20 protein-coding genes are annotated in these 26,407 nt (G+C 69.9%); 7 read left to right on the top strand and 13 right to left on the bottom strand.

Annotated elements, in window-relative coordinates; all coding sequences use genetic code 11:
* Positions 1 to 147 precede the first annotated feature (147 nt).
* On the bottom strand, positions 148 to 717 hold the full coding sequence (locus tag ACIBM5_RS12630) for a TetR/AcrR family transcriptional regulator (RefSeq protein ID WP_391581254.1): 570 nt from the start codon (positions 715 to 717) through the stop codon (positions 148 to 150).
* 91 nt (positions 718 to 808) lie between these two features.
* Between ACIBM5_RS12630 and ACIBM5_RS12625 the strand changes: the two genes are divergently transcribed.
* The 3 genes from ACIBM5_RS12625 to ACIBM5_RS12615 all read left to right on the top strand — a co-directional run bounded on the left by ACIBM5_RS12625 (position 809) and on the right by ACIBM5_RS12615 (position 3,993).
* Positions 809 to 2,233: an MDR family MFS transporter gene (locus tag ACIBM5_RS12625; RefSeq protein ID WP_396006851.1), complete on the top strand. Its 1,425-nt coding sequence runs from the start codon at positions 809 to 811 to the stop codon at positions 2,231 to 2,233.
* A gap of 816 nt (positions 2,234 to 3,049) precedes the next feature.
* Positions 3,050 to 3,298, top strand: a complete 249-nt coding sequence (locus tag ACIBM5_RS12620) for an alpha/beta hydrolase (RefSeq protein WP_396006849.1) — start codon at positions 3,050 to 3,052, stop codon at positions 3,296 to 3,298.
* A 254-nt stretch (positions 3,299 to 3,552) separates the two neighbouring features.
* Positions 3,553 to 3,993, top strand: coding sequence for a hypothetical protein (locus ACIBM5_RS12615; RefSeq protein ID WP_396006848.1), 441 nt, complete (start codon positions 3,553 to 3,555; stop codon positions 3,991 to 3,993).
* A 110-nt stretch (positions 3,994 to 4,103) separates the two neighbouring features.
* Here the strand turns inward: ACIBM5_RS12615 and ACIBM5_RS12610 are convergent, their stop codons facing one another.
* Positions 4,104 to 5,114 carry an LLM class flavin-dependent oxidoreductase gene (locus ACIBM5_RS12610; RefSeq protein WP_396006847.1) on the bottom strand — a complete coding sequence of 337 codons (1,011 nt, stop codon included), beginning with the start codon at positions 5,112 to 5,114 and terminating at the stop codon, positions 4,104 to 4,106.
* A 453-nt stretch (positions 5,115 to 5,567) separates the two neighbouring features.
* Here ACIBM5_RS12610 and ACIBM5_RS12605 point away from each other — a divergent pair, with 453 nt between their 5' ends.
* Together ACIBM5_RS12605 and ACIBM5_RS12600 are read left to right on the top strand one after the other, a co-directional pair.
* Positions 5,568 to 7,343 carry a 3-hydroxyacyl-CoA dehydrogenase family protein gene (locus ACIBM5_RS12605; protein WP_396006846.1) on the top strand — a complete coding sequence of 592 codons (1,776 nt, stop codon included), beginning with the start codon at positions 5,568 to 5,570 and terminating at the stop codon, positions 7,341 to 7,343.
* Between the two features lie 120 nt (positions 7,344 to 7,463).
* Positions 7,464 to 7,763, top strand: coding sequence for a hypothetical protein (locus ACIBM5_RS12600; RefSeq protein ID WP_391581250.1), 300 nt, complete (start codon positions 7,464 to 7,466; stop codon positions 7,761 to 7,763).
* Here the strand turns inward: ACIBM5_RS12600 and ACIBM5_RS12595 are convergent.
* The 6 genes from ACIBM5_RS12595 to ACIBM5_RS12570 all read right to left on the bottom strand — a co-directional run bounded on the left by ACIBM5_RS12595 (position 7,747) and on the right by ACIBM5_RS12570 (position 13,892).
* Positions 7,747 to 8,211: a hypothetical protein gene (locus tag ACIBM5_RS12595; RefSeq protein WP_396006845.1), complete on the bottom strand. Its 465-nt coding sequence runs from the start codon at positions 8,209 to 8,211 to the stop codon at positions 7,747 to 7,749. The two genes, ACIBM5_RS12600 and ACIBM5_RS12595, sit on opposite strands and share 17 nt — an antisense overlap.
* 268 nt (positions 8,212 to 8,479) lie before the next feature.
* Positions 8,480 to 10,021, bottom strand: a complete 1,542-nt coding sequence (locus ACIBM5_RS12590; RefSeq protein ID WP_396006844.1) for a long-chain-fatty-acid--CoA ligase — start codon at positions 10,019 to 10,021, stop codon at positions 8,480 to 8,482.
* A 175-nt stretch (positions 10,022 to 10,196) separates the two neighbouring features.
* Positions 10,197 to 10,589 carry an SCO5389 family protein gene (locus ACIBM5_RS12585; RefSeq protein ID WP_396006843.1) on the bottom strand — a complete coding sequence of 131 codons (393 nt, stop codon included), beginning with the start codon at positions 10,587 to 10,589 and terminating at the stop codon, positions 10,197 to 10,199.
* Between the two features lie 191 nt (positions 10,590 to 10,780).
* Positions 10,781 to 11,344 (bottom strand): hypothetical protein, encoded by a 564-nt coding sequence (locus ACIBM5_RS12580; protein WP_391581246.1) that lies wholly within the window; start codon positions 11,342 to 11,344, stop codon positions 10,781 to 10,783.
* Positions 11,344 to 13,482, bottom strand: a complete 2,139-nt coding sequence (locus tag ACIBM5_RS12575) for a hypothetical protein (protein ID WP_396006841.1) — start codon at positions 13,480 to 13,482, stop codon at positions 11,344 to 11,346. Before ACIBM5_RS12575 ends, ACIBM5_RS12580 begins: the two co-directional genes overlap by 1 nt.
* A gap of 5 nt (positions 13,483 to 13,487) precedes the next feature.
* Positions 13,488 to 13,892, bottom strand: a complete 405-nt coding sequence (locus ACIBM5_RS12570) for a WXG100 family type VII secretion target (RefSeq protein ID WP_396006840.1) — start codon at positions 13,890 to 13,892, stop codon at positions 13,488 to 13,490.
* Positions 13,893 to 14,054: 162 nt separating this feature from the next.
* Here ACIBM5_RS12570 and nucS point away from each other — a divergent pair, with 162 nt between their 5' ends.
* On the top strand, positions 14,055 to 14,714 hold the full coding sequence (nucS, locus tag ACIBM5_RS12565; protein WP_391581243.1) for an endonuclease NucS: 660 nt from the start codon (positions 14,055 to 14,057) through the stop codon (positions 14,712 to 14,714).
* Between the two features lie 54 nt (positions 14,715 to 14,768).
* Here the strand turns inward: nucS and ACIBM5_RS12560 are convergent, their stop codons facing one another.
* Positions 14,769 to 17,330: a hypothetical protein gene (locus ACIBM5_RS12560; RefSeq protein WP_396006839.1), complete on the bottom strand. Its 2,562-nt coding sequence runs from the start codon at positions 17,328 to 17,330 to the stop codon at positions 14,769 to 14,771.
* A 495-nt stretch (positions 17,331 to 17,825) separates the two neighbouring features.
* On the opposite strand from ACIBM5_RS12560, the gene ACIBM5_RS12555 reads away from it, so the two are divergent.
* Positions 17,826 to 20,846 (top strand): LamG-like jellyroll fold domain-containing protein, encoded by a 3,021-nt coding sequence (locus tag ACIBM5_RS12555; protein ID WP_396006838.1) that lies wholly within the window; start codon positions 17,826 to 17,828, stop codon positions 20,844 to 20,846.
* A 316-nt stretch (positions 20,847 to 21,162) separates the two neighbouring features.
* Here the strand turns inward: ACIBM5_RS12555 and ACIBM5_RS12550 are convergent, their stop codons facing one another.
* From ACIBM5_RS12550 to murA, 4 genes are all read right to left on the bottom strand, one after another.
* Positions 21,163 to 23,151 carry a protein meaA gene (locus tag ACIBM5_RS12550; protein ID WP_396006837.1) on the bottom strand — a complete coding sequence of 663 codons (1,989 nt, stop codon included), beginning with the start codon at positions 23,149 to 23,151 and terminating at the stop codon, positions 21,163 to 21,165.
* A gap of 366 nt (positions 23,152 to 23,517) precedes the next feature.
* Entirely contained in the window at positions 23,518 to 23,823 is a 306-nt protein-coding gene (locus ACIBM5_RS12545) for an STAS domain-containing protein (protein ID WP_396006836.1), read from the bottom strand.
* A gap of 229 nt (positions 23,824 to 24,052) precedes the next feature.
* Positions 24,053 to 24,901, bottom strand: coding sequence for a 3-hydroxyacyl-CoA dehydrogenase family protein (locus tag ACIBM5_RS12540; RefSeq protein WP_396006834.1), 849 nt, complete (start codon positions 24,899 to 24,901; stop codon positions 24,053 to 24,055).
* A 111-nt stretch (positions 24,902 to 25,012) separates the two neighbouring features.
* Positions 25,013 to 26,293, bottom strand: a complete 1,281-nt coding sequence (murA, locus tag ACIBM5_RS12535; protein WP_391581237.1) for a UDP-N-acetylglucosamine 1-carboxyvinyltransferase — start codon at positions 26,291 to 26,293, stop codon at positions 25,013 to 25,015.
* Between the last annotated feature and the right edge of the window lie 114 nt (positions 26,294 to 26,407).

Genomic DNA, 26,407 nt, shown 5'->3' with positions numbered 1-26,407 from the left:
ACTCTCTGCGATTCCCCCTGCGCCCTACTTCTTCTCGAGGCTCTCCCGGCGGTTGAGCGTGTCGAGGCCAAGCAGCCGGGCCGGCGCCTGCGGCCACCCAGCCCGGCCGGCGCTTGAGGCCAACCCAGCCCGCCCCACCCGAACACATCACCGCACCAAAGGCAGGAAGATCCCGTCCACGATCTCCTCGAGGTCACGATCGTGCGCAGGGGCGAAGGTCGTCAAAAATTCGTGCCGCAACAGGTCGAAGGGAAGGGACTTGATGCGCTCGGTGAGACGCTCCGGGTCGACCTCACCGCGCTCGACGGCTCGGTCGAAGAGCGTGTCCACAGCTTCCTTGCGCCCGGTCGTGAGCGGATCGGTCAGGTCGCTGGGGCGAGTCCCGGTCGCCTGGTAGTAGGCGGCCAGGTGCGCGATCATGACGGTCGCGAGCTGGACGCGGGTGGCGTTGATCGCCCGCATGAGGGTGAGGACGTCCCCACGCAGACTTCCCGTGTCGGGAATCTCCAGGCGGGACTCCTTCAGGGTGTGCGCGATGGCCGCCCGGACGAGTTCGTCGCGATCGGACCAGCGGCGGTACAGGACGGGCGGGCTGGTACCCGCGCGCTTGACGACGGCGTCCATCGTGAACTTGGCGTAGCCGTGGATGGTCAGCTCTTCCCAGGCCGCATCGAGGAGAGCCTTCTCCAATGCCGCCCCGCGGCGCCGCTCCGTCATCCGCAACCTTCCCTTGGATAGATTTGCCTATCTTATTCTAGCGCCCTACTCTGACCTCCATAAGATAGACATGTTATCTTAAGGAGCACTCATGAAGGCCGACAACACTCGGTTGCCTTCCGTTGCCGCAGACCCCGACCGCATCGACCCGGCCCTGCGCCGCATGACCTTCACCCTGATCATCGGCGCGCTCGCGGTCATCTTCGACACCACGATCATGAGCGTCGCCATCGACGACCTCGCCGGACGGATGCACGCCTCCCTGGCCACCGCCCAGTGGGTGAGCACCGCCTACCTGCTGGCCCTGGCCACCGTGATGCCCGCGGTCGGTTGGCTACAGGCGGCCCTGGGCGGCAAACGCCTGTGGATCGCGGCGCTCGGCCTGTTCCTCGTCGGGTCGCTGCTGTGCGCCACGGCCTGGAACGCCCCGAGCCTGATCGTCTTCCGGGTGGTCCAGGGCTTCGGCGGCGGCATCATGATGGTGCTGATGACCACGCTGATCATGCAGGCGGCCAAGGGCCGCAACATCGGCAGGATCATGTCCTTGATCACCGTGCCCACCGCCCTCGGCCCGGTCCTCGGCCCGGTGATCGGCGGCGCCATCCTGCACCTGGGCGACTGGCGCTGGATCTTCCTGTTCAACGTGCCCTTCTGCGTCGTCGGCGCCTACCTCGCCGCCCGCAACCTGCCCCGGGACCGGCCCGGTCCCCGCCCTCGCCTCGACGTCGTCGGCATGCTGCTGCTCTCACCCGGCATCGCGGCCGTCATCTACGCCCTGACCCGGATCGGCGGCTCCGAGGGGCCGGCCGGCCTCACCGTGGGGCTGCCCCTCGTCGCCGGGCTCGCCCTCCTGCTCGGCTACCTCGGCTGGGCGCTGCGGCGCGGACCGCACGCCCTGATCGACGTGAGGCTGTTCCGCCACCGCGCCCTCGCCTCCTCGTCGGTGTTGGTCTTCCTGTCCGGCGCGGCCCTGTACGGCACCATGATGCTGCTGCCGCTGTACTGGCAGCAGGTACGCGGCGAGGACGCCCTCGGCGCCGCACTGCTCCTCATCCCACAGGGCGTGGGCACGCTCCTCTCCCGCTCGCTCGCCGGCCGGTACATGGACCGCTTCGGACCGCGCCCGGTCGCCATCGCTGCCTTCGCCCTCACCTGCGTGGCCACCGTGCCGTTCGGCTTCGTCACCGCCTCCACCGACAACACCGCACTGATGGCCGTGCTGTTCGTGCGCGGCATCGGACTGGGCGCCGCCATGATCACGATCATGGGCGCCGCCTTCGTCGGCCTGAAGCCCGAGGAGATCCCCCAGGGCTCCGGCATCAGCCGCGTCGCCCAGCAGATCGGCGGCTCGGCGGGCACCGCCCTGCTCGCCGTGATCCTGCAGCGCACCTCCACCGGCGCCCGCACCCCCGCCGCCCTGGCCTCGGGATTCGGCAACGCCTTCTGGTGGGCCACCGCCTTCACCGCCGCCGCCATCCCCCTCTGCCTCCTCCTCCCGGGCCGCCCCGGCGGATAACTCCCGAACCGAGACACCGCACCCACCAAGGAGCCCACCGAAGTCTGACCACCCGCCACGACCAGCCCACCCAACGCAGAACCCCATCGCAAGGTGGGCCGCCAACCGAAATCGGCATACACCCGATTCGGACCCACCGGAGTTCACCCGCGCAGGTCAGGGCCAGGCCCGGATCCTCCCGGAATCTCCACCGCCGGCCGATCGCGGAAGATCACGCAACAACGCCGCCGAGCCCTGGCTTTCCGGGCAATGAGCCGTGCGGAATCCCAAATTCCGCACACTTTGTCAGCTTATCGCCGGGCACCTATCGGAACCCATGATTCCGGACCGCCATCGAAATCCTGCCGTCACTCCGGATCGGCGTGTGCCGCCCACCAACCAATCCATAGCGTGTTTCGCGCCGATCCAACCGACGCACTCGGAGCACCTTCCTTATAAATTGTCGGATTCACCCACAATTATGCAAGGGTTCGCAGGAGAGTACCGGAAATGCCTGAACAGCAGATGGAAGACACTCCCATAAATCGAATCATGTCGCCCGAATACTTCCGCATCGACCCGACGAGCGGCCCTCCCGGAAGCAACATAATTCCGCCGGCCGAACCTTCGCATGCACCCAGACGGCGGGCTGGTGGCGAGGGCTGTCCGGAAAGCAGCGAGCCCTATACTTGGCCGCATATCCAGAACAGCTGGGAAGCATGGACGGCCTGCCGGCGGCCGTCCGCGACAAGGCAAATCGCACGGCGCTGGATCAACGCTTGACCGAGTTTTCACCTGCACTGGCCGGCGGCAAATCTCCCGGTCACGACAAACGCGATGGGACAATCTCACGGCTATCAACAAGGCCTTGGTTGCCGGGTATGCCCGACCGCCCGGCAAGGAGTTGATGGCGACAAGTTCCTTGACGGCCAGGTGGTCATGTCCATCGGCGACCCCGACAAAGCCAAGCATGTCTCTGTTTCGGTACCCGGGACCGGCGCGACCGTCACCGACGGCCTGGAAGGCGGAATCAAGCGGATCGACGCCATGCAATTCGTGGCCGGAAAGCTGACCCCGACGTCATGAGTGGGGATGCCCATGCACATGACGAGTACTGGGATCCGGGGAGCCGAAGCCTGTCCAATCAGGCAAGCGTCGTCATGGGGATGTACAACGACCCGAATCCGCTCCAACACCCGCAACTCAAGTAAGTAAGGGTGCACCTCGTGATTTTCCGCCGCCCGTCCGGTCGGTTCGTCATCCTACCGGTGGTGATTCTGTTGAGCTTGACGTCGGCATGTGGAGGTTCGGTGAACAAACCGGGAACCAAGGTACCGAAAATGTCTGAAGAACAAGCCAAAACCATTACCGAGGAGTACGCCAGGCAGTTCGTCGAGAGTCTTGGAGCCCCCAAAGCCAAGAGTCGACCGGACAGCGGTACGAGTCCGTGTGGAGACGATAATTCCACGAAGAAGAACTTCTGGGCACTCCACGTAGAGAACGTCGTGGTGTCCCCGCAAGCGCAGATTGCAGCTTTCCAGAAGGCCCGCGACATCATTGAGGGAATGGGTTTCAAAACCAGCGAATTCGAGACGCATTCGGTTGCGGGTGCGGAGGCCGGTAAAATGATGGCGATGAAATCCGCGGACGGCTTCAGGATCACTCTCCAGACCACTTCCCCACCGGAGGAAATCATGATCATGGTTTCCAGCCCCTGTCTGGAGCGGCTGCCCGAAGGGCAGAGTGGCGTCTCGGCGGTGCCCGGTAGCGATACTCCCTGAACTCAAGGCGAGCGAAGCCGCGCCATGCAGGCCAGGGCACTGTCGTCCCCGCTCCCGTCGAAGCCGAAGTACTCACCGCGGAGCCGGACACTCACCACGGAGCCGCGTGCTCAGCGCGCCAGTTCCGGCAGTACCTCCTTCCCCAAGCGGTTCACGTTCTCCAACGTCGTCGACGGCACGCCCGCGCCCTCGGTGAACAGCAGGAAGCGGGTGATGCCCGTGCGTTCGGCGGTGCGGGAGAGGCGTCGGACGCAGTCGGTCGGGGAGCCGACCGGGTGGATGCGGCACAGGAAGTCGGTGTACTCGGCGGGGTCGCGCATGTGGCGCTGGCGGTCGTCCACGGTCACGTGCGCGGACAGGCCCCGGCGCAACCACCGGGGCATCGCGCGGCGCAGGGTGTCGGCGGCCTCGCGGTGGGTGTCCGCGACAAAGGCGACGCTCGCGGCGGCGTGCTCGACCGCCTTGGGGTCCCGGCCGCACGCGGATGCGGCGCATTCGTAGGTGCGGACCATCGCGGCCTTCTCCGCGTCGTCGGCGTGCATGCCCAGGAGCATCGGCAGGCCGTGTCGGGCGGCCAGCGAGGCGCTCTCCCTCGAGGTGCACGCGACGATCACCGGCGGGTGCGGGTAGGTGTGCGGACGCGGCACCACCGGCACCTTGCGGAACGCGAAGTGCTCGCCCTCCGCGCCCACCCGCTGGTGGGTGAGCCAGCGCATCAGCAGGTCCAGCGATTCGGGGAAGGCATCCTCGTACCGGCGCAGACCGGTGCCGAAGACCTCCAGGTCCACCCACGGCCCGCCGCGCCCGACGCCCAGGGTGAATCGGCCTCCGGACAGTTGGTCCAGCAGGGCGGCCTGCTCACCGAGAGCGACCGGATGCTGGTTGGACAGCACGCTGATGGCCGTCCCCACCCCGATTCGGTGCGTACGCCCCAGTAGCATGGAGGCGAAGGTGACCGCCGACGGGCACAACCCATACGGCACGAAATGGTGTTCGGCGATCCACGCCTCGTCGAACCCGGCCTCCTCCGCGGCGATTCCCGCGTCCATGGCAGCGGTGAGCACCTCACCGTGATCGCCCGCGTCGAACTGTGCCGCCAGCAGGAAGATGCCCAACTTCATCGCGTCCTCCTCGTCGTGTCCCCGTCGGCCCAGCGGCCGGCCGAGGCCGACGGCGGCGGAACGGGGCGTGGGGCGGGGCGCCCACGACAACACAACGCTCGAAGGACCTCGGAGGTAATCCTTCACCGCTGATGGTTTTCCGCCCGACCGGGCGGCTATCGGCAGGGCACACCGGCAGCCGACCGACGACCACCGACGGGCGGCCACCGCGAACCGATCGACGACCGAGGGCCGACGATCACACCCACCGCCGACCGACGACCGTCGACCGGAATGCCCGAGTGCGCACCCGAACACCCATTCGGGACGGACCGAGGCGAACGGCACATCCCACCGGCCTGTGCCTGTCCGACAGGGGCTGCCATACTCCTGGAACCCCGCGGTACTACTTCGCAGTAACCAAGGCGTACTCCCGCTCGGGAGACGCCATTTCAGCAGCGAGGAGCACAGCAGATGACCCGTGACATCAGCACGGTCGGCGTGGTCGGCCTGGGCACCATGGGCGCCGGCATCGTCGAGGTTCTGGCCCGGGCGGGAATCACCGTCGTGGGAGTGGACGTCTCGGACGAGGCCGTCGCGCGCGGCCGGGCCCGGATCGCCGAGTCGACCTCCCGCGCCACGGCGCGCGGGAAGCTGACCGAGGACCAGCAGCGAGACATCTTCGACCGCATCACCCTCGGCACCGACCTGAACGCGGTCGCCGCGGCGGACCTGGTCCTGGAGGCGATACCCGAGCAGCTGGAGCAGAAGCAGGAGCTCTTCGCCCGGCTCGACAAGATCTGTGGGCCGGAGACCATCCTGGCCACCAACACCTCCTCGCTGTCGGTCACCGAGCTCTCGGTGTCCACCGCGCGTTCCTCGCGCGTCGTGGGACTGCACTTCTTCAACCCCGCGCCGGTGATGAAGCTGGTCGAGGTGGTGCGCACGGTGGTCACCGAGCCCGAGGTGCTCGCCGACGTCGTCGCGCTCGCCGAGCGGCTGGGCAAGTCGCCGGTGGTGGCCGGCGACCGGGCCGGGTTCATCGCCAACGGGCTGCTGTTCGCGTACCTCAACCACGCGGCGTCGATGTACGAGCAGAAGTACGCCACGCGCGAGGACATCGACGCGGCGATGCGCTTCGGCTGCGGTCTGCCGATGGGCCCGCTCGCGGTGCTCGACCTGGTCGGGATCGACACCGCGTACGAGATCCTGGAGCAGATGTATCGCCAGTCGCGCGATCGCCTGCACGCGCCCGCGCCGATCCTCAAGCAGATGCGTACCGCGGGCCTGCTCGGGCGCAAGAGCGGTCGCGGCTTCTACACCTACGAGCAGGCCGGCTCGCCGGTCGTGGTCGCCGAGGCCGGCGAGTCCGCGGCGGTCGCCGGTACTCCGCGCGACGTGCGCGCGGTGGGCGTGGTGGGCACCGGGACGATGGCCACGGGCATCGTCGAGGTGTTCGCCAAGTCCGGCTACGACGTGGTCTACGTCGCGCGCAGCCAGGAGAAGGTCGAGCGGGTGCGTACGGCGCTGGTCCGCTCGCTGGACAAGCAGATCCAGCGCGGCCGGCTGACCGAGGAGGCCAAGGCCGAGGCGCTGGCCCGGGTGATCGGCTCGACCCGGCTCGACGACCTCGCCTTCGCGGACCTGGTCGTGGAGGCCGTGGTCGAGGAACTGTCGGTCAAGCAGGCCCTGTTCGAGAACTTCGACGAGATCTGCAAGCCCGGCGCGATCCTGGCCACCACCACCTCCTCGCTGCCGGTGATCGACTGCGCGGTGGCCACCTCGCGGCCCGGCGACGTGGTCGGCATGCACTTCTTCAACCCGGCGCCGGTGATGAAGCTGGTCGAGGTGGTGCGTACGGTCGCCACCACGGACGACGTGGTGGCCACCATCCACGAGGTCTGTCGCCGGACCAGGAAGCACGCGGTGGACTGCGGGGACCGCGCGGGCTTCATCGTCAACGCGTTGTTGTTCCCGTACCTGAACGACGCGGTGCGCATGCTCCAGGCCAACTACGCGACGGCCGAGGACATCGACACCGCGATCAAGCTGGGCGCCGGTTACCCGATGGGTCCGTTCGAACTGCTCGATGTGGTCGGGCTGGACGTCTCGCTGGCCATTCAGAAGGTGCTGTTCGCCGAGTTCCGCGAGCCGGGCTGGTCGCCGGTGCCGCTGCTGGAGCACCTGGTGACGGCGGGCTATCTCGGCCGCAAGACCGGTCGCGGCTTCCGGGACTACGCGAAGCGGTAGGGCGGGGCGGACCGGCGCGGGCGTCGGGAGGCCGGGAGGCTGGGACGTCGGGACGTCGGGACGTAAGTAGTACGAGAGGGGTACGGGCGTACGCACCGCGTGCACCCGTACCCTTTTTGTGTGCCGCGTCGTAACAAGCCCACCAGCCGCTCCCGGACCGTAGACCGGGACGAGCCCCGCGACCCCAGCCTCGGCTTCGAGGAGCGCGAGTCGGGGGCCGATGGGGAATGGCTGGTGCGTCCGATCAGCGGTCAGGCGGCGACCAAGACCTATCGATGTCCCGGATGCGACCACGAGATCCCGCCGGGCGTCCCGCACGTGGTCGCGTGGTCCGCGGACGGGCGGGTCGAGGAGCGTCGGCACTGGCATCGCCCGTGCTGGAACAGCCGCGGGCAACGGCGAATCACCCGGCGACGGTAGAGCCGCACTCGGCGGCCGCGTCCCGACCCGTGGCCATCCGCCGACCGATCGGGCGCCGGGAGCGGGTCACGAAGGTCGCCGCGAGCAGCAACGCCAGGGCCGGCAGGGTCACCGCGAGCACGAGCGGGACGAGCAGCGCGACCGCCGAGCCCGCCACGTGCAGGCCGGCCGCGCCGATCAGGCCGACCCGGGAGGACGAGCCGGTGTGCCGCCGTTCCCGCAGATTCTTCACCGCCCACACCGACCAGATCACGATCACCAGGCCCAGCAGGGCGAAGAAGGCGATGCCGAGGCCGCTCACCAGGGGGCGGCTGTCCACTTCCCGGTCCCGGGTGACACGCAGGACCAACATCGGCGCGACCACGCCGCAACAGGCGACCGCCGCCACCGCCTCGGCGCACAAGGTCACGATGGCCGCGTACGTCACGATGCCCCGGGTCAACGTCATAAGCCGCGATCGTGCCCGCTGGGCGCGGGTTTGTCGAGAGTTCGTTCGAGTCGGGCGCGAGTGACGCCGGTCGGGCGCGGCGGGCGGACGGACGGGCCCGGAGGTATCGGGTCGGGTCCGTCCGGCGCGCCGGCCCGGTCCACCGCCGCGCGCACGTGCTCGGTGTCGTGGATCGGGTGGCGGGCCGGCTCCTTGCCGGTGATCCGGTCGCCGGCTCCTTGCCGGTGACCGGATCCAACGACGCGGAGGTCTCCCTCCAGGGTCGTGATCACGGCTGGTTCGTTCTTTCGCGCAACACGGACTTCCGCACCTTGCCGGCCGCCGTCAGCGGCAGCGCGTCGACGAACTCGACGCTCCTGGGCGCCTTGTAGCCGGCGATCAACGTCTTCACGTGGGCCCGCAGCAGCTCGGCCGTGAGCTCGCGGCCCGGGTACAGGACCACGACGGCGTGCACCCGCTCGCCCCACTCGGGGTCGGGCAGGCCGATCACGGCGCAGCCCGCGACGTCCGGGTGCGCGTCGACCGCGTTCTCGACCTCGGCGCTGTACACGTTCTCCGCGCCGGTGACGATCATGTCCTTGAGCCGGTCGACCACCGTGACGTAGCCCTCGGCGTCCATGAAGCCCAGATCGCCGGTGTGCATCCAGCCGCCGCGCAGCGCCTGTCCGGTCTCCTCCGGCCGGTTCCAGTACCCCTGCATCACGTGGTCCCCGCGCGAGACGATCTCGCCGATCTCGCCGCGGGCGAGTTCCCGCTCGTCCGGGCCGACGATCCGCACCTCCGCGTGGAAACACGGGCGGCCCGCCGAGCGCAGCTTCGCCGGATCGGCGTCCAGATGGTCCCGTGGCGACAACAGCGTTGCCAGCGGCGAGAGTTCGGTCTGTCCGTAGGCCTGGATCAGGGCGGTGCCGGGCAGTGCCGCGAGCACCCGGTCGAGCAGCGCGGCGGTGATCGGGGACGCACCGTAGGTGAGCAGTCGCAGTGAGGACAGGTCGTGGTCGGCGAACTTCGGGTGCTCCAGCATCATTTGCAACATCGTCGGGGCCAGGAAGACCTCGGTGATGCGTTCGCGCTCGATGGTCGCGGCGACCTGTTCGGGGTCGAAGAAGGGCAGCACCACCTGCGGTATGCCGACGATCGAGGTCATCAGCGAGACGCCGAACCCGGCGATGTGGAACAGCGGGGCCGCGTGCAGGACGCGGGCGTCCGGGGTGAGCCGGTAGGCCGCGGTGACGATCAGTCCGCCCATCGCGGAGGCGAGCACGTTGTCGTGCGAGAGCATCACGCCCTTGGGGAATCCGGTGGTGCCGCCGGTGTAGAAGATCCCGGCGAGGTCGTCACCGCCGCGGTTCGCGTCCGGGATCGGCTCGGCCGCGGCGAGCAGCGCCTCGTAGTCGTGCATCCCGGGCCCGGTCGGCGCGTTGCCCATGTGCACGACCTCGCGCACGCTCGACGAGGCGGCCCGCAGCGCGGGTACCAGACCGGCGAACGTATCGTCGACGATCAGTACCGAGGTCTGCGAGTCGTCCAGCGAGAAGGCGACCTCGGCCGCGCTCCAGCGGATGTTCACCGGGTTCAGCACGCCACCGGCCCACGGGATCGCGCTCAGACACTCCAGGTAGCGGGACGAGTTCAGGGCCAGGATCGCGACCCGGTCGTCCGGACCGACCCCCAGCCCGCGCAACGCACCGGCGAACCCGGCCACCCGCTCCCGCAGTTCGCGAAACGTGGTGCCCGCGGCGCCGTCGATCACGGCCGTGCGCTCCGGCGTCTGTTGGGCCCATCGGTGCACTGGCTGGGTGATGCCCATGGACTGCTCCTCGCGTGGGAGGGGAGGGGTGCGGCCGTGCGGGACGGTCGAGGCGGGAGGACGACCGGGCGGCGGCCGGCCGGGGCGCCGGCGGGCGCGGGAGGGGAGCGGGTATGCGGAGGCGCGGGCACGCCGTCCAGGCCCGCCCGCGCCGCCGAAGGGTTTCGCCGAGGTCTCAGCAGTCGCGCAACGTCGGTGACTGGTTGAGCAGTTGCCCCCGGATGGAGGTGAACTTGGCGTACCGGTCCGCGTCCAGACCCTCGACCGGGAAGACCGCCACGCGGTGGCAGTTCTGGAACGCCAGCCTGACGCCGAAATGCCGTTCCATCGAGCCGCGAATGGCATCCGAGGCCAACGCGCGCAGCAGTTGCCCGCGCTCGGTCTCGGTGCTGGGCGGCACTTGATTGTCCGCGAACGGGCCGCCATCCACCTGGAGTCGCGTCACCAGCGAGGAGACGAGATTCCAGGCGTACGGCAGCGAGGTGCGCACACAGTCGACGAACTCGGCCTCGTCCACGTCACCGCGTTCGGCCTGTTCCAACAGCTTCGCAGGCACATCGAGCGACATCGGTGCTCCTTCCGGCCGGGGCGTACGCAAGTCCGCCCGGCGGTTCGGGTCGTGTCTCGTACGTGGCAGATGGCGCCCATGCAGCGATCACGACACGCCCGAACGCCCATCCGCTCGGCCCGCACCGTCTCCCGACTCACCGTAGGACATCCGACACACATTGCTCCATAGCGAACCGTCGACGAACCCACCTACGCCCCGGGCAGCCGTCCGGCGGTACAACCGGCCTTGTCCAAGGCCGCGTTGGCGATCCGGACGAGGGTGTCGACGAGGAGAGCACGGTTTCCGGGCCTGGCGGGTGCCACCGGTTCGTCGGCTCGCGGGATCAGTGAGGCGGTCAGGGCACCCTGGGTCGTCGGGCCGCCCTCGAGACAGGGCGGCATCTGCACCCATGCCCAGCGGTCGCCGGCGAATCCCACCAATCCGCGTCCGAGCGGGTCGGCATGCTCAGCCTCGATTTCCTCCCCCGTCGGCTCCGATCGAATCGTCCCGGGACCGAAGGTGAAGCTGAAGGCCTTCTCCCGATCGCCGTCCTTCATGCGCACGCTGCACTGGTCGCCGAATTGAGGAAACAGCAGCTTTCCCCCTCCCTCGCGCTGTATCTCGCCGGATCCCAGCAGGTCCCGGACGACCTTGGTGTCGACGAGTCCCTTACAACTCCGGGTCTCCACGAAGGATGATGTGCCGCCCGAGGAACACCCGCTCAGGACGATCACCCCCACCACTGCAAGGACACCGCGACCGATCGATGGCATCAGGGCTCCAATCCGAGGGCACCGCGCAGGATCTCGCCACCCGACGAATAGGAAGAATCCACCTGATATACCGGGATCCTCGTGCCGGTCGCGTCGAGCCACTGGTCCGACAAACCGAACACATACTCGCGTCCGTTGCCGAAGACCTGGGCGATCTGCCGTCGAGCCTGTTCCGAGGTGTCGGTTTGATGCTTGGCCACGAGCCACTCGACTCCGATATTGACGCCGCGTTCGATGACGTCACCGGCGTTGTCGCCGACGAGCGAAACCACACCACCGAAGATGGAACCGGCCGTCTTGGTGTAGAGCGCGAACTTGTCGTTGGCAGCCTTGTCGCCGGTGATCTGATCGATGCTGATGTTGTGCGCCGTCGCCGCGTCGAAGAGTCCGAAAACCTTGGCGGAGTCGCCGAGGAAGCCCTCCGCGGTGACACCGGGTGGATGCTGCTCCGCGATCGCCCGCAGGCCGAGCCCGGTGAACGCGCTTTCCTTCTCGACCAGTTCCGCCATGCTGCCCGGGTTCTTTGCGATCTCCGAGATGACGCGGGCCAAATCGCTTCGGTCCACGGGAGCGAGATAGTCAGGGGCGCCGGGGAACAGCGGGTCGTGCATCGGCTGTCGCCTGTCCGTCGGATTGCTCATCGTCGCGTGCACCGACTGGATGTTGTTGCCCACCATCTCGACGACGCCGGCTTCGAGTTCCGGTGCCAGGCTCTTCGGCGGTACGTGCTCACCGAGCACGTGCACCGAACTTGCGAACACCTTGGCCATCTCCTCCGTCACCGGCCTGCCGCCGGTCGCCGCGACGAGCGCGTCGCCGGTGGCCGTGACCGAGGACCGCCACGGCTTGCCGGATTCGTCGCGGGCGATCGAGTCGGCCGCGGGGTCGCGTTCGGTGAGGAGATACCGCATGCGCTCGTCGCCACCCGTGGCGAAGAACGAGGACGCAGCGTCCGGGTTGTCGGCCAAGGCCTTCATCAGGCCGGTGATCGGGTCGTACCCGAGGTCCTCGTTGCCCAGTCCTTGCAGCTTGATCGTGCCGTCCGCGGCCCACGCCCCCGCGAAGGGGGTTACACCAGGCGGGGCGAGGACGCGCATCCAGATCTTGCCTCGGTCGCCGTCCTTGTCCATCCGGAGCATGTCCGTGCCGACCTGTTCCAAAAAGGACCGGTCGTACACACCGCTCCGCAGCAGCACCCCCAGACTCTGGTAGCCGAAAATCGGACCGCCGGACCGCCCGAACGGCCCGGCGGTGGGCCCGGAGATCGTGCCACGACCAGCAGCGAGCAGCCTGCGCATCCAGTCCGGGTCCTTGGCCAGCGCCGGACTCGCGGTGGCGAGTGTGCTGCCGAGCAGACTCTGGGCCATGCTGGAGCTCTCACCGGTGGGCCAGGAGGCCAGAGTCGTCTGCGCGCCGAGCAGCCGCTCGGGACCCAGTTCGCGCACGAGCGCCTCGGCGAACACCTCGTCGCCGTCGTATGTGGCCAAGAGCGTGGTGAGTTGCTCCAATTCGGCGGCATCCAGGTCGGGCTTGCGCAGGAGCGTCGTGGCCTGCGCGATGTCCGGCGCGATGCTCCGGTCGGGCGTCGCGTTGAAGTCCTTCGGGTCGCCTCCGACGTTCATCCGCAGCGCGGCGGCGGTCTCGGTGTCTATTCGAGCCGCTTCCTGGAGGATCCGAGTGATGTCGGCGGTGAGGTCGGCGGCGGCCCGAGCCCGCTCCGCCTGGTAGGCGACGACCGCTTCGGGGGTGGTCGGTTCGCCGCCTGCGGACTCCAACGGTCCCCAGGTCACCGCGCCGGTCTCCCGCGAGACTGCCAACTTCCGGGCGGCGGCTTCCTGAAGCACGCCGTCGAGTCTGCGCTGCAGGTCGCGGAGCCGGTCGGCCGCCGTGCTCATGGTCCGGGCCACGGCGTGGATCTCCGCACCGGCGGCGTCGAACTGCTCGCCGGAGCGGCCGATCTCGCGCTGGGCCAAGGGTGCGGCGATGCCGCCGCGCCACGCGCCCGAGACCTGGCGGGTGACGTCGCCGGCCAAGCGCTCGCCCAGGTCGCTCACCACTCGGCCCACCCGTTCCCAGGTCAGCGCGGCCTGCTCCAGACCGGCCAACCTGGCGTCCAGCACTTGGGCGATCGTCGGCATGCCGGTCACCACCAACCCGCGAACTCGTCGGCCGACCGCTCGTCGACGTCCTTGTACGTACGCGCGCCCTCGGCGAGCTTCGCCGCTCCGGCGGACAACATGGCGCCCAGGTCGCCCGACTGGCTGCGCCAGCGTTGCGCGACGTACAGCAGGGCGGCCGCGGTCTCCCAGCCCGGCAGGCCGCTCGCGGCGCTCTCGGCCGATTCGCCGGGCTGCGTCGCGACCGTGGAGAACTCGCCGCGCAGCCCCTCCAGCGCGGTGGCCGCGGCCTGCACCAGTTCGGGCGTGACCCGAAGTGGCTTGCCCGCCGTAATGCTCGTCCCGGTCGCGCGGGCGGGCGGCGACACCGGATCCCCGGCTGTCTGCGAATCCCGTCCCGGATCCAACACGCGCAGTATGTCGTCCTTCATGCCGCCGCCGCCCCCATTCATCGTCGCGCTGCGTTCGCGACGCTAAACCATGCGTTGGTTTCGAGTCGACCGGAGGATGGGCGATGAGGTGCGTCACACGAGTCGGGCCCGGGGTGCGGGGGTGGCGGGGGGAGGGGCTTCGGAGGCGGTAGCGTCGGGGGTATGCGTCTCGTCATCGCCCGTTGCTCCGTGGACTACGTCGGGCGACTCACCGCCCACCTGCCGTCCGCCCCCAGGCTCATCCTCGTCAAGCGGGACGGAAGCGTGTCCGTGCACGCCGACGACCGCGCGTACAAGCCGCTGAACTGGATGAGTCCGCCGTGCTCCCTCAAGGAGGGGGACGGTGTGTGGACGGTGATCAACAAGGCCGGCGAGAAGCTGATCATCACGATCGAGGAAGTCCTGCACGACACCTCGCACGAACTGGGCGTCGACCCCGGCCTGGTCAAGGACGGCGTGGAGGCGCATCTCCAGGAACTGCTGGCCGACCGCCTCGACGCACTCGGCGCCGGCTGGACGCTGATCCGGCGCGAATACCCGACGCCGATCGGCCCGGTGGACATCCTGTGCCGGGACGCCGACGGCACCACCGTCGCGGTCGAGATCAAGCGCCGCGGCGAGATCGACGGCGTCGAGCAGCTCACCCGCTATCTGGAGCTGCTCAACCGGGACACCCTGATCGCCCCGGTCAAGGGCGTCTTCGCCGCGCAGGAGATCAAGCCCCAGGCCCGCGTGCTCGCGGTGGACCGGGGCATCGCGTGCGTGACGCTGGACTACAACGCGCTGCGCGGCACCGAGGACGACAAGCTCAAGCTGTTCTGATCCGATCGTCGTCGGATCCCGCAACGGGGATCCGACGACGATCGGCGGCCCGGGTCACAACGGATCGACGCCTGCCGGTGGCAGGGCCGGGGCGGACGAGGTGGGCGGGGGCGTGGTCGCCGTCGGCGGTGGTGCCGACGTCGACGTTGCCGGGGCCGAAGTGCTGCCCTGAGACGTGGAGTTGGCCGGGCTCGACGATCGCGGCGGGTTCGCCGGCGCCGAGGTCGTGGCCGTGGTCGTCTCCCGTGCCGTCGTGGTGGTCGTGGCCGTCGTCCCGGTCGAGCCCGGTTTGTGGCTGCCGGTCGGCGGAGCCGGCTTGTCCCGGTCGGCCTTGGGGTCGACCTCGGCGCCTCGGTTGGGCGTGTTCGGGTCGAAGGCCGCCGAGCCGGTGGAGCCCACCGGCCTGCGGTGGTCGCCCTTGTCCGGCGAGTCCGAGCCCATCGCGACCACCGCGGCCAGGGTGACCACCAGCACCACCGCCGCACCCGCCGTCATCAGCACGCCGCGTCGGCCTATCCCGCCGCGCGACGCGCCGGCTCCGCCCTCCGTGCTCGCCGCGACCACCGTCCGGTCGCCGCCGGCCAGGGCCAACACCCGGCGGTCCGCCGCGAGTCCGCGCTTGTCCGAGCCGACGTCACGCATCCGGGTCGCGGCGGCGGCCTCCTCGCGCGCGCCCTGCGGATCGCCCGTGCACAGCGCCAGGATGGCCAACTCGTGCCGGAACCAGGCGTGATCGGACGCCGCCGAGGCCCCCGCGTCACGTGCCGAGGACAGCCCCAGATCGAGCACCTCGCCCCACGCGTCCCAGCGGGCCGAGGCGCCGAACGCGGGCGCCGAGGCCCGCGCCAGCGCGCGCGCCGAACCGGCCTTGCCCAGCCGCTCGGACTCGCGCAGGCAGGCCAGGATCGTGTCCGCCTCACGGGCGATCTCGGCGGGGGTGACCGACGGGTGCGAGACCCACCAGGTGAAGTGCTGTATCGCCGCGACCGCCCACGAGGACGGCCCGCGCACGATCGCGGCGACCGCCTCGGCGGTGCCCCCGGTGAGCCGATACCGGCCGAACTCGTGTGCCGCCAGCCCGGCTTCGACCAGCTCGTCGGCGGCCCCCACCGCGTCCACCGCGCCGGTCAGGGCGGGCAGGTGTACCGGGTCCGGCAGTTCGCCCTCCAGGGCCGAGGCCAGCCGCAGCACCTGCTGTGCCGACGCGGACACCAGCGGGACCAGGCGCGGTACGAACTGCCGCGGCTCGCCGGGCGAGGGCAACTCGCCCGAGCTGTCCGCCGCGCCGTCGTCGAGCAGCCCGTAGCCGGCCCGCCCGCGCTCACGCCGGCCGAGCAACGCTCCGGCCTGGACGAACCGCCCCGGATGGCCGCCGACCTGGAACCACAGCGCGGAGGCCCAGGCGAGTTCCTCGTCGTCGAGTTCGCGCCCGGCGGTACGCCGCAGCAGGTCGAAGGACGCCTCCTGCGGGAGCCCGCCCAGGGTGATCTCGTGCAGCGGCGAATCCCGGCGCACGATCGGATCGACCACCTCCGGACCGGCCACCAGAAACGCGCATTCGGGTGCCATCCGCAGGAGTTCGACCACGTCCTCCTGGCCCAGCTCCAGGTCGTCGACGACCACGAGCGCGGCCACGCCGGCCAGGATCCCGACCAGTTGCTCGCGGGTGGGTCGGTACGCCGGCCCGGCGAAGCACGCGTCGTGCAGCTGCTGCAACAGGTCGTCCAGGCCGCGGCGCCGGCCGTCGAGCAGGATCACCCCGTCCGGTGCACCCGCGGGATCGAGCGCGGCGAGGTGGCGCAGCAGCGTGCTGCGCCCGCTCGACGACGGTCCGCCGATCCGGACCGACGTGCCGCGCTGCAACAGACCGGTCAGCTCGGCGATCTCGACGCCGCGTCCCAGCGGCGGCGGATCGCTCGAGGGCACCGAACCGGGCAGCCTGGACGGGCGCGGCGACCGGGCGCCGGCGGGCATCGGCCCGACGTCGGTGCCGTCCACCCCGCCGAAGGTGAGCAGCAGGTCGCCCGCGATCAGCTGGAGCACCCCCGGCGCGGACTCCCCGGCCCCGCCCCGATCGGCCTCGGAGGCCGGGTCCGACCAGTCGTCGATCCGAATCGGCTCGCCCCGACCGATCCGCGGTGCGGAGGACGATGCGGAGGAAGGCGCGGAAGCGTGTGCGGAGAAGGGCCCGGAGGTGGATCCGAACGAGGCTGCGGGGAACTCCCCGAACGAAGGCGGAAACCCGTCCGCGGCCCCCGACGCGGGCGGATCGGCCGCACCCCCGGCCCCGAACTCGGCCGCCGACTCGGCCGACTCCGCCGCCTCCGCCGCCGACGGCTCGAACCCGGCCCCACCCGACCCGCTCCCCTGCGACCCGCCCTGCGCGCCCTGCGCACCCTGCGCACCCTGCGCACCCGCGCCCGGACGCGGCCCGAACAGCTCGTCCAAATAGGCGTCGTCACCCCACGAACCACCGACGGAGTCCATCGAATCGCCGTAGGCGTCCATCGAGTCGCCGACGGCATCCGTCGGCGCACCGGCCGGGGGCGCGAGCGGGTCGTCCTCGACGCGCTTTTCGCCGTCGTCTTCCGGCCGTTGCCTGCCGCCGCCGTTCATGCCACTCCCTGTGCTCCCCGTCGTGGTTCCTCGACGCACCGGTGCGGCCGGGGACGAAGCCCGGGCACTCGGGGGCGGAAACCGGTGATCAGTGTGCCGGGCGCGGCCGGCACACCGATACCCGGCGCCGGGTTCGTGACAAGATCGTTGAGCACCGACGCGTCGAACGGCGGGGCGGCCGACCATGGGCCGCGCATGCCTTCGCCGTACCGCGTCCCACCTTGCCACCTCCTGCCGTCGAGCGGACCGGGTCCGGGCCGACCTTCGCTCCCTCTTCACAACAACGCGCGCGCCTTCGAGTGGTCACGGGACGATCCTGCCGAGCCGGTCCCGGGGGCGTCGTGGGCTTACCGAAAAGTCGGTGCATGCCCGCCGAGTCGCCCTATGGTGCACAAGGGGCGCCACAACAGTCGGGCGTCCAGGGGGAACAGGGGGACATGCATGTCCGGTTCCAGCACGTCCGGCTCCATAGGATTGCGACGCACGGGACGGCGGGTGAACCGGCACCGGACCCGGTTCGCCTGCGCCGCCGCGCTGCTCGCCTCACTGGCACTGTCGATACCCTCGGCCGGCGCGTCGCCGGCCTCGTCCGCAGTCGTCTCCGACACATCGTCCCGCCCACCCGGTCCGGAACTGTTCGGCTCGACACCGACCGCGCGTGCCGCCTCCGCGCAGGCCGGCACGGTGCCGCCGAAGTTCTCCGACGATTCGGTGATCACCGGCCTGACCCAGCCGGTCGACGTGGCCTTCGCCGGGGACGGACGGGTCTTCGTCGCCGAGAAATCCGGCGTCGTCAAGGTGTTCGACTCGCTCACCGACCCCACGCCCACGGTGTTCACCGACCTGCGGGCGAAGGTGCACAACTTCTGGGACCGCGGCCTGCTCGGCCTGGCCCTGGCCCCGAACTTCCCGACGGATCCGTCGGTCTACGTGATGTACGCGCACGACGCGCGCCCCGGCGGCTCGGCCCCCTACTGGGGCACCGCCACCGGTCTGGACGACGGTTGCCCGGACCCGCCCGGCGCACAGGCCAAGGGCTGTCTGATCACCGGTCGGATCGCCAAACTGACCGCGACCGGCGACACCGCGGGCCCCGAGCAGGTGTTGGTCGAGGGCTGGTGCCAGCAGTTCCCGTCGCACGCCACCGGCAGCCTCGCCTTCGGCCCGGACGGCTACCTCTACGCATCCGCCGGGGACGGCGCCAGCTTCGACTGGGCGGACTACGGCCAGAGCACCGCGAGCGGCCCGATCCCGGGCAAGGAACCGATTCCGGCGAACCCGTGTGCCGACGGCACCAGTGCGGTCGGCACCGTACTGACCGCGCCGACCGCCGAGGGCGGCGCGCTGCGCGCACAGGACTTCCGCACCTCGGGTGACCCGTTCGCGCTCAACGGCAGCATCATCCGGATCGACCCGAACACCGGTGCCGGCGCGCCCGGCAACCCGCTCGCGGGCAACGCCGACGCCAACGCCCGCCGCCTGGTGGCGGCCGGCCTGCGCAATCCGTTCCGATTCGGCTTCCGGCCCGGCACGAACGAGCTGTGGGTGGGCGACGTCGGCTGGGGCAGCTGGGAGGAGATCGACCGGCTCACGCCCTCCGGCAGCGCCGTGGCCAACTTCGGCTGGCCCTGCTACGAGGGCTCGGCCCGCCAGGGCGGCTACGAGTCGATCGGCCTGAACCTGTGCAACAACCTGTACGCCGAAGGTCCGGGCGCGGTGAAGACGCCCTACTACGCCTACCGGCACGGCGCCGTGGTGGTCCCGGGCGAGGGCTGCCCGACCGGCAACGGCTCGGCGATCTCCGGGGTGACCTTCTACTCGGGACAGCGCTACCCGGCGGCCTACCGCAACGCGATGTTCTTCGCCGACCACAGTCGGCGCTGCGTGTGGAGCATGCTGGCCGGTCCCGACGGACTCCCCGACCCGTCCACGCGCCAGGTGTTCGTGAGCAACGCGAACCCGGTCCAGCTGACCACCGGCCCTGACGGCGACGTGTACTACATCGGCTTCGAGGACGGCGCGATCCACCGGATCCGCTACACCGGCAGCGCGCCCAACGCGGTCGCCTCGGCCACCCCCACCACCGGTACGACGCCGCTGACCGTGGCGTTCACCGGCTCGGCCTCGACCGATCCGGACCCGGGCGAGACCCTCACCCACGCCTGGGACCTGGACGGCGACGGCGCGTTCGACGACTCGACCGCGGCGAACCCGTCGTACACGTACACCACGCCCGGCAGCTACACCGTCAGACTGCGGGTCACCGATCCGGTGGGCCTGACCGGGGTTTCCGCGCCGATCACCATCTCGGCGGGCAACGCACCACCTACGCCGGTGATCGACACCCCGACCGCGACGCTGACCTGGAAGGTGGGCGACCCGATCGCCTTCAGCGGACACGCGAGCGACCCGCAGGACGGCACCATCCCGGGCACCGGGCTGAACTGGCAGATCATCATGCATCACTGCACCACGCCCACCAACTGCCACGAACACCAGATCACCGGCCAGGGCGGCACCTCGGGCACCTTCACGGCGGTCGACCACGAGTATCCGTCGTGGCTCGAACTGCGGCTGACCGCCACCGATTCCGGCGGCCTGACCGGCACCACCAGCGTGCGCCTGAACCCGAAGACCGTGGACATCACGCTCGCCTCCGACCCGCCGGGCCTGACCCTGGGCCTGTTCTCCTCGCAGCGCCCGGCGCCGTTCACCAGCACGGTGATCGTGGGCGGCACATCCTCGATCGCCGCGCCGACGACACAGACCCTGAACGGCAAGAACTACGAATTCGTCTCCTGGTCGGACGGTGGCACCGCCGCGCACAACATCACCGCACCCGCGACGCCGATCACGTTGACCGCCACCTATCGCGAGGTCGACGGACCGCCGGCCGGTCTGATGGCCGCTTACGGTTTCAACGCCACCAGCGGCACGCTCGTCACGGACGACGCCGGCCAGGGCAACAACGGCACCGTCGCCGGCGGCACCTGGGTCACCGGCCATTCCGGCAACGCGCTTTCCTTCAACGGCACTTCATCGATGGTGACGGTGCCGCACAGCGCCCGCCTCACGCTCACCGGCGGAATGACCCTGGAGGCATGGGTCAAACCCACGGCGATCACGAACTGGCGCACCGTCCTGCTCAAGGAACGCGGCGGCGGCCTGTCCTACGCGCTGTACGCGAACGGCACCGCCGCGCCCAACACGTCCATCAACACGACCGGCACCAACAACGACACCTACGCCGACGGCACCGCATCGCTGCCCACCGGCGCGTGGGCGCACATCGCGGCCACCTACGACGGCACCACGCTGCGCCTGTACGTCAACGGCGTCCAGGTCGGAGCCACCGCACACACCGGCCCGATCGTGGACGCGGGCGGCGCACTCCGGATCGGCGGCAACAGCGTCTGGGGCGAATACTTCGCCGGCCTGATCGACGACGTCCGCATCTACAACCGCCCCCTGACCCCCACCGAAATCACCACCGACATGGGCCACCCGGTCCCGTAAACCAAGCCCACCTCGACCGCCGGACGGGCCGAACCAGCCCGTCCACACCAACCCGGCCCGATGCAATTCCAGCCCGTCCGGCGTTTGAGGACACCCGTAAAGCCACGCAACCCGCAAACCCGAGCCACATCCCTCAACCGCCGGACGGGCCAACCCAGCCCGTCCACGCCAATTCCAGCCCGTCCGGCGTTTGAGGACACCCGTAAAGCCACGCAACCCGCAATCCCGAGCCACATCGCTCCAGCTCGGCCACAGCAAAGCCGGCCCGTCCGGCGTTTGAGGACCAGCAACGGCCGCAGCCCAGGCGCGCGAGCGCTCAGCCCACCGACACCGCGGCCTCGGTCGCCAGGCCGTTCGCCTCGCGAATGACCTCCACGATCCGCCCCATGATGTCCGTGATCCCGAAGTCCTTCGGCGTGAAGACGGCAGCGACCCCCTGCGACCGCAACACCACCGCGTCAGCGGACGGAATGATCCCGCCGACGATCACCGGCACATCCCCGATCCCCGCTTCGCGCATGCGCGAGAGCACGTCCGGGATCAGCTCCAGGTGCGACCCGGACAGGATGGACAGCCCCACGCAGTGCACATCCTCCTCGACCGCCGCCGCAACGATCTGCTCCGGAGTGAGCCGAATCCCCTGGTAGACCACCTCGAAGCCGACATCGCGCGCCCGCACCGCGATCTGCTCGGCCCCGTTCGAGTGCCCGTCCAGCCCCGGCTTGCCGACCAGCAGCCGCAACCGGCCGCCCAGTTCCTCACCGGTCCGCCGCACGGCCCCGCGCACCTCGGTGAGCCCCGCGCCATCCTGCACACCGACCACCCCGGACACCCCGGTCGGCGCCCGGTACTCGCCGAACTCCTCGCGCAGCGCCTGCGACCACTCCCCCGTGGTCACCCCGGCCCGCACGCACGCCAGCGTGGCCGGCATCAGGTTGACCGCCGAGGCCGCCTTCCACGATCGTGCGTCGTCGCGCAGCCGGGCCATCGCCGCGTCCACCGCCTCCGGGTCGCGGCCGGTGCGCCAAGCCTTGATCTTCTCGATCGCCGAGCGCTCGGCGTCCGGGTCGGCGCTCATGATCGCCGCGTCCAGGTCGGCGGTGAGCGGGTTCTCCTCGGTGGTCTCGAACCGGTTCACCCCGACCACCACCTCCTCGCCCGCCTCGATCCGGGCCCGCCGGGCCGCGTGCGAGCCGACCAGCTGCGACTTCATGTAGCCCGACTCGATCGCCGAAACCGCGCCGCCCATCGCCTGAACCCGGTCGATCTCCTCGCGCGCGCCCGCCACCAGATCGGCGACCTTGGCCTCGATCACGTGTGAACCGTTGAAGATGTCGCCGTATTCGAGCAGGTCCGACTCGTAGGCCAGGACCTGCTGGATCCGCAACGACCACTGCTGGTCCCACGGCCGAGGCAGGCCCAGCGCCTCGTTCCAGGCGGGCAGCTGCACCGCCCGCGCCCGGGCGTCCTTGGACAGCGTCACGGCCAGCATCTCCAGCACGATGCGCTGGACGTTGTTCTCCGGCTGCGCCTCGGTCAGGCCGAGCGAGTTGACCTGCACGCCGTAGCGGAACCGGCGCTGCTTGGCGTCCTGTACGCCGTAGCGCTCCAGCGTCAGTTCGTCCCACAGCTGCACGAACGCCCGCATCTTGCACATCTCTTCGACGAACCGCACCCCGGCGTTGACGAAGAAGGAGATCCGCTGGACCACCTCGCCCATCCGGTCCGCCGGCACCTGCCCCGAGTCGCGGACCGCATCCAGCACGGCGATCGCGGTGCACATCGCGTACGCGATCTCCTGCACCGGCGTCGCGCCCGCCTCCTGGAGGTGGTAGCTGCAGATGTTGGTCGGGTTCCACTTGGGGATGTGCGAGACCGTGTACGCGACGGTGTCGGTGATCAACTTGAGCGAGGGCCCGGGCGGGAAGACGTAGGTCCCGCGCGACAGGTATTCCTTGATGATGTCGTTCTGCGTGGTGCCGGTGAGCTTGGCGATGTCCGCGCCCTGCTCCTCGGCGACGACCTGGTAGAGCGCGAGCATCCACAGCGCGGTCGCGTTGATCGTCATCGAGGTGTTCATCTCCTCGACGGGGATGCCGTCGAGAAGCTGCCGCATGTCGCCGATGTGCGAGATCGGCACGCCGACCTTGCCGACCTCGCCGCGCGAGAGCACGTGGTCGGGGTCGTAGCCGGTCTGGGTCGGCAGGTCGAAGGCCACCGACAGACCGGTCTGGCCCTTGGCGAGGTTGCGCCGGTAGAGCGCGTTGGAGGCGGTGGCCGAGGAGTGACCGGCGTAGGTGCGCATGACCCAGGGACGATCACGCTTGGCCGAAGCCCGCCCGGTCGGCGAGGCCTGCTCGTTCGGGGCCTGCTCGATCGGAGAAGTGGTCGGCCGACCGGCCGGGGACGGCGTGGCCGGCTGCGAGGGCTGAGCTGAGGGCGTCTGGCTCGCCACGGAATACCTCCGGAGGGTTCCGGACCGACCGATGCTCGGCGACTACCGGCCTGGGCTGTCCCGCTGGTCCGCTGTCACCGCGCCTGGTGCGGCCCTGCTTACCACGGAGTGTACTGACGGGTAACCGCTCCGGACAGGGTGTGCTCGGCCACAGCACGCAAGTCGTTGCCCGGTCGGCCTGACACTGTGTCGCCCGGGTCGGCCCGATCGGCCGGATCAGACCGCGGCGAGCTGGCGGAGCGTGAGGATGCGGTGCAATCGAGTCAGCACGAGCACCCGGTACACGTCCGGACCGACCCCGGTCAGCACGAGGCGACGCTCGCGCCGACCCGCACGCCGATGTGCGCCGACGATCAGGCCCAGGCCGGTGGTGTCCAGGGCGGGCACCCGGGTGAGGTCGAGAATCAGGTCGCCGTCTCCGTGGTCCAGCGCATCGTGCAGCGCCAGTCGGACGTCGGCGGTGGCCCGTACGTCGAGCACACCGTCCAAGTGCATTTCGCGCGGGTCGCCCCAAACGCGCATCGTCTCCTCCTGGGGAATCCGTCCGTTCGATGACGGTTCGGCTTCCCAGAAGAACACCCAAAACCCGATAATCCTCACTCATCACATCGGACTTCACTCGTACAGGTGACGAATCATCAGATGATGCGCCGATTGCCCCCGGCCCATCGGACCGACGGCCGCCCCGTGCCTCCGGAGCCCCTGGAAGCCCGGTCGCGGAGCGGCCGTCGTGCACGACTCGATCGACGACTCAGTAGTCGTAGAAGCCCTTGCCGGTCTTGCGACCCAGGTCCCCCGCCGCGACCATGCGGTTGAGCAGCTCCGGCGGGGCGAACTTCTCGTCCTTGCTCTCGGTGTAGATGTTGTTCGTCGCGTTGCGCATGATGTCCACGCCGGTCAGGTCGGCGGTGGCCAGCGGGCCCATCGCGTGCCCGAAGCCCAGCTTGCAGGCGATGTCGATGTCCTCGGCGGTGGCCACACCCGCCTCGTACAGCTTCACCGCCTCGACCGTGAGCGCGGTGATCAGCCGAGTGGTCACGAAGCCGGCCACGTCCCGGTTGACCACGATGCACGTCTTGCCCATCGCCTCGGCCAGTTCGCGCGCGGCGGCCAGCGTGGCGTCCGAGGTCTTGAAGCCGCGAACCAGCTCGCACAGGCTCATCAGCGGCACCGGCGAGAAGAAGTGCATGCCCACGACCGACTCGGGCCGATCGGTGACGGCGGCGATCTCGGTGATCGGGATCGCCGAGGTGTTGCTGGCAAGTACCGCGCCGGGCTTGCAGATCCGGTCCAGCTCGCCGAAGACCGCCTGCTTGACCTCGACCTTCTCGAACACCGCCTCGACCACGACGTCCGCGTCCGCGACGTCTTCCAGGTCGGTGGTGGTGGTGATCCGGGCCAGTGCCGCCGAGGCGTCCTCGGCGGTCAGCCTGCCCTTGGCGACGAACTTGTCGTACGAGGCCGCGATCCCGCTCAGCCCGCGCTCCAGGGCGGCGTCGGTGACATCGCGCAGGACGACGTCGTAGCCGGCCTGCGCGGCGACCTGGGCGATGCCCGACCCCATGAGCCCGGCCCCGATGACGGCGATCTTGTTGGTCACTGCGCTACCTCTCCAGTACACGATCCCGAACCGACGTCCCGCGGACGCCGGTGCTCTCGGGAGCGTAGCCGGGCCCTCGACGGCACCGACGCACCCCTACCTGACGATCCGTCAGAAACGCGAGGTACTCTCCGGTTCCGGCTCCCGGACGATCTTCGCGCCGAGCGACTGGAGCTGCACCTCCAGGCCGGTGTAGCCGCGGTCGATGTGGTGCACCCCGCTGACCGTGGTGTCCCCGTCGGCCACCAGGCCGGCCAGCACCAGTCCCGCCCCGGCCCGGATGTCCGCGGTCAACACCGGGGCGCCGGAGAGCTGTTCGACCCCGCGCACGATCGCGTGGTGTCCGTCGGTGCGAATCGAGGCACCCAGCCGGAGCAGTTCCTGAAGGAACACGAACCGCGCCTCGAAGAGGTTCTCGGTGATCATCGCGGAGCCCTCGGCGATCGAGTTCATCGCGGCGAAGAACGGCTGCATGTCGGTGGCGAACCCGGGATACGGCAGGGTGACCACGTCCACGGCCCTGGGCCGTCGGTCCATCACCACGCGGAAGCCGTCCCGCACGTGCGACACCTCGGCGCCGGCCAGCGTCAGCTTGTCGAGCGCGATCTCCAGATGCTCGGGGTGCGCGTTGCGTACCGTCACGTCGCCGAGCGTCATCGCGGCCGCGACCGCGAACGTGCAGGCCACGATCCGGTCCGGCACCGTGCGGTGGCGCACCGGCTTGAGCCCCTCGACGCCCTCGATCTCGATCGTGGACGAGCCCGCGCCCTCGATCCGCGCGCCCATCTCGGTGAGCATCGAGCAGATGTCCACGATCTCCGGCTCGCGGGCCGCGTTGTCGATCACCGTGTGGCCCTCGGCGAGCACCGCAGCCATCAGGATGTTCTCGGTCGCGCCCACGCTCGGGAAGTCCAGCCAGACGGTGGTGCCCTTCAGGCCGTTCGGCGCCTTGGCGATCAGCACCCCGTGCGAGTTCTCCACGGTCGCGCCGAGCTTGACCAGGCCCTCGATGTGCATGTCGAGACCGCGCGAACCGATCGCGTCCCCACCCGGGTACGCGACGTGCACCTCGCCGCAGCGCGCGAGCAGCGGGCCCAGCACACAGATCGACGCCCGCATGCTGCGCACCAGGTCGTAGTCCGCCTCGAAGCGCGGCGCCGCCGGCACCCCGATCCGCACCGTCCCGGTGGTCTCCCCCTCGACCTCACAACCGAGCCGCCGCAGCAGCTCGCTCATGATCTCCACGTCGAGGATCCGGGGTGCTTCCTCGAGCACCGTGGTGCCCTCCGCGAGCAGTGCGGCAGCCATCAATTTGAGCGCGCTGTTCTTCGCGCCCGTGATCCGCACCTCGCCGACGAGTCGCTGACCACCTGTCACCCGGAACCTGTCCATCGGAGAATCGTACTGATTCCCGGACCCGGCCACGGACCACGCCAAGCACGGACAAAGCGCGCGCCCAGGGCCTGTTCCGGACGATCCGCAGGCCACACGCCCTAATCTTGCCGT

Source organism: Embleya sp. NPDC050493 (assembly GCF_044458105.1).
Classification (GTDB): Bacteria; Actinomycetota; Actinomycetes; order Streptomycetales; family Streptomycetaceae; genus Embleya.
The sequence above is the reverse complement of the archived record's forward strand: the minus strand, read 5'-3'. Positions and strand labels throughout refer to the sequence as shown.

Coding starts and splice junctions, on each gene's coding strand:
- ACIBM5_RS12630 (WP_391581254.1), bottom strand. CDS start 717: ATGACGGAGCGGCGCCGCGGGGCGGCATTGGAGAAGGCTCTCCTCGAT.
- ACIBM5_RS12625 (WP_396006851.1), top strand. CDS start 809: ATGAAGGCCGACAACACTCGGTTGCCTTCCGTTGCCGCAGACCCCGAC.
- ACIBM5_RS12620 (WP_396006849.1), top strand. CDS start 3,050: ATGGGACAATCTCACGGCTATCAACAAGGCCTTGGTTGCCGGGTATGC.
- ACIBM5_RS12615 (WP_396006848.1), top strand. CDS start 3,553: ATGTCTGAAGAACAAGCCAAAACCATTACCGAGGAGTACGCCAGGCAG.
- ACIBM5_RS12610 (WP_396006847.1), bottom strand. CDS start 5,114: ATGAAGTTGGGCATCTTCCTGCTGGCGGCACAGTTCGACGCGGGCGAT.
- ACIBM5_RS12605 (WP_396006846.1), top strand. CDS start 5,568: ATGACCCGTGACATCAGCACGGTCGGCGTGGTCGGCCTGGGCACCATG.
- ACIBM5_RS12595 (WP_396006845.1), bottom strand. CDS start 8,211: ATGACGTTGACCCGGGGCATCGTGACGTACGCGGCCATCGTGACCTTG.
- ACIBM5_RS12590 (WP_396006844.1), bottom strand. CDS start 10,021: ATGGGCATCACCCAGCCAGTGCACCGATGGGCCCAACAGACGCCGGAG.
- ACIBM5_RS12585 (WP_396006843.1), bottom strand. CDS start 10,589: ATGTCGCTCGATGTGCCTGCGAAGCTGTTGGAACAGGCCGAACGCGGT.
- ACIBM5_RS12580 (WP_391581246.1), bottom strand. CDS start 11,344: ATGCCATCGATCGGTCGCGGTGTCCTTGCAGTGGTGGGGGTGATCGTC.
- ACIBM5_RS12575 (WP_396006841.1), bottom strand. CDS start 13,482: ATGCCGACGATCGCCCAAGTGCTGGACGCCAGGTTGGCCGGTCTGGAG.
- ACIBM5_RS12570 (WP_396006840.1), bottom strand. CDS start 13,892: ATGAAGGACGACATACTGCGCGTGTTGGATCCGGGACGGGATTCGCAG.
- nucS (WP_391581243.1), top strand. CDS start 14,055: ATGCGTCTCGTCATCGCCCGTTGCTCCGTGGACTACGTCGGGCGACTC.
- ACIBM5_RS12560 (WP_396006839.1), bottom strand. CDS start 17,330: ATGAACGGCGGCGGCAGGCAACGGCCGGAAGACGACGGCGAAAAGCGC.
- ACIBM5_RS12550 (WP_396006837.1), bottom strand. CDS start 23,151: ATGCGCACCTACGCCGGTCACTCCTCGGCCACCGCCTCCAACGCGCTC.
- ACIBM5_RS12545 (WP_396006836.1), bottom strand. CDS start 23,823: ATGCGCGTTTGGGGCGACCCGCGCGAAATGCACTTGGACGGTGTGCTC.
- murA (WP_391581237.1), bottom strand. CDS start 26,293: ATGGACAGGTTCCGGGTGACAGGTGGTCAGCGACTCGTCGGCGAGGTG.